The sequence below is a fragment of the Dactylosporangium cerinum genome (genome assembly GCF_042653625.1).
In the GTDB taxonomy this organism is placed as follows: Bacteria; Actinomycetota; Actinomycetes; order Mycobacteriales; family Micromonosporaceae; genus Dactylosporangium; species Dactylosporangium cerinum.
On record NZ_JBHSIU010000148.1, the window covers coordinates 1 to 2,477 of the forward strand.

The window sequence follows — 2,477 nt, forward strand, 5'->3', positions numbered from 1 at the left end:
GAGAGGGGTTCCTGTATGTCGTGGGGTGCTCTACGTCTGTTTCGGTCGCGGGATGCGGCTGGCGATCTTGTCGTGCGGTTCGGTGTGGCGCTGCTGGACGCGTATCTGGAGTTTCTGGCGGTGCGGTCGCGGCCGAACACGGTCGCGGCGGTCGCGTATGACCTGAAGGTGTTCTTCACCGTGGTCGGTAAGTCGCCGCGGCGGGTGGTCGCGGCGGATGTGCTGGCGTTCGTCACCGCTCAGTACGCCGGCGGCCCGGCGCGTCGGGTCCAGGCCGTTGGTGATGGTGCCGGGGTGTCGGCGCGGACGGTGCGCCGGCGATTGTCGAGCGTGTCGGGGTTGTTCGGGTTCCTGCAGGCCCGCGGTGACGTTGCTGCGAACCCGGTGCCGCGGGGGTTGCCGACCCGTCGGGAACGGCAGCGGCCCCGGCAGGGTGTCCCGCTGGTCCGGGCCTCGCGGACGCTGCCGCGGATCCTCGAGCCTGGGCAGGTGGATGCGCTGCTGGCGGCGTTGCGCACGCACCGGGACCGGGCGATGGCCGAGGCGATGCTGCTGGGCGGCCTGCGCCGCTGCGAGGTCCTCGGGCTGCGGCTGGCTGATCTGCAGGTGCCGGCGCGTCGGGTGTTCATCGCCGAGGGCAAGGGCGGGCATCAGCGCCAGATTCCCGTGTCCGGCCGGTTCTTCGCCTCGGTCGCGGCCTACCTGGACAGCGAACGACCGCCGGACGCCGGCACCGACCGGGTGTTCGTGGTCCTCAAGGGCCCTCGGCGGGGGCTGCCGTTGTCGCCCGCAGGCCTGGATCAGATCCTCGACTCAGCCCGCAGCCGGGCCGGACTGGCGCAGGCGACCTGCCACCAGCTGCGGCACACCTGCCTGACCCGGCTGCGGGAGGCCGGGATGGCTCTCGAGGCGGTCCAGGCCCAGGCCGGGCACGCCTCGATCGAGTCCACCCGGATCTATCTGCACCTCGCCGACGACTGGCTCGCCTCCCAGTACCGGCGCGCAGCAGAGGCGATCGACGCACAACTGCTGGCCGGGAAACCGTTACCGGACAACGACACCGCATCATCCGGTCTGTCTGTTGTGGACAGAGAACGTATCAGAGGCCGGTCATGAACGGGCAATTGCTGCCTGGCTGGGAAGCCCTCACCACCGCGGTCCCGGACCTGACCGCGCCGATGCGCCGCTACCTGCAGCAGCTGGACTGCATCCTGCGTCCCGGCAGCGTCTCCGGCGCCGACCTGGCGCTGCGCTCGTTCGCCGCGTTCCTCACCGAAGAGGCACCCGACGTCCGGTTCATCAGCGACATCCGCCGCCACCACATCGAGGACTTCCGCAGCTGGCTGGCCGCGCGGCCCGGCCGCCGCACCGCCCGGATCACCCCGGCCACGCTCGCGCACCGGCTCGGCACACTGCGGATGTTCTTCGTCCGCATCAGCGACTGGGAATGGCCCGAGGCGCCTGCCCGGGTCCCGATCATCCCCGCCGACCTGCCCCGCCAGGACCACCCGCTGCCCAAAGCCCTCGACGACGCCGCAGCCGCGAAACTGCTCTACGCCGCGCAGAACCAACCCCGGATGCTGGTCCGGGTCGTCGTGGAAGTGTTGCTGCGCACCGGATTACGGGTCGGTGAGTTCACCGCGCTGCCCGCCGACGCGGTCATGCTCATCGGCGCCGCGCACTGGCTGCACGTCCCGGTCGGCAAACTCCACGAGGACCGCTACCTGCCCTTGCACTCGCACCTGATCACCCTGATCAGCGACTATCGCGCCGCGCACGTCACCGCCGACAACCCTCTGCTCCTGCCTCGCGAAAGCGGCACCGCACTGGACCGGCACACCGTCACCCGCCTGATCAACAAAGCCGGCGCCGACGCCGGCCTGCCCCACATCCACCCCCACCAACTCCGGCACACCCTCGCCACCCAGGCCATCAACCGCGGCATGAGCCTCGAAGCCATCGCCGCGCTCCTCGGACACCGCAGCATGGACATGACCCTGCGCTACGCCAAAATCGCCAACCGCACCGTCGCCGACGAATACTTCGCCGTCACCGAGAAAGTCGAATCCCTTTACCAGCAAGGCAAACCACTCCCCGCCGACACCATCGGCCCCCACATGGCACGGCTACGCCGCGAACACCACCGCCTCCTCGGCAACGGCTACTGCACCCGGCCACCCGAACTGGACTGCGCCTTCGAAGCCATCTGCGAAACCTGCACCTTCTTCCAGACCAGCATCGAGTTCCGGCCCACCCTCGTCCGGCAACGCAACCACGCCGCCGAACACGACCAGACCCACCGCGCCGACCTGTTCAACCGGCTCCTGACCCGCCTCGACGACCAAGCATCCTGACCCCCGAACCCTCCGCCTATGACATCAACCGGCTCAAAACCGACCTCAACCGGTTCGTCTTCCTCCTCGGTGGCGACACCGACGGCGAACTCTTTCAGCCCCACCAACCCCATGAGTAACCCG

At 69.4% G+C, this 2,477-nt stretch carries 2 protein-coding genes; both read left to right on the forward strand.

The genetic code is table 11. The annotated features are described in order from the left end of the window. The first annotated feature begins 72 nt into the window (after positions 1-72). Entirely contained in the window at positions 73-1,116 is a 1,044-nt protein-coding gene (locus ACFPIJ_RS64430; RefSeq protein ID WP_380129455.1) for a tyrosine-type recombinase/integrase, read from the forward strand. Next, complete coding sequence (locus ACFPIJ_RS64435) at positions 1,113-2,354, forward strand: tyrosine-type recombinase/integrase (protein ID WP_380129456.1); 1,242 nt, start codon at positions 1,113-1,115, stop codon at positions 2,352-2,354. Before ACFPIJ_RS64430 ends, ACFPIJ_RS64435 begins: the two co-directional genes overlap by 4 nt. The last annotated feature ends 123 nt before the right edge of the window (positions 2,355-2,477 follow it).

Excerpts from the sequence above, each read along its gene's own strand:
- ACFPIJ_RS64435 (WP_380129456.1), top strand. The coding sequence starts at position 1,113 with ATGAACGGGCAATTGCTGCCTGGCTGGGAAGCCCTCACCACCGCGGTC.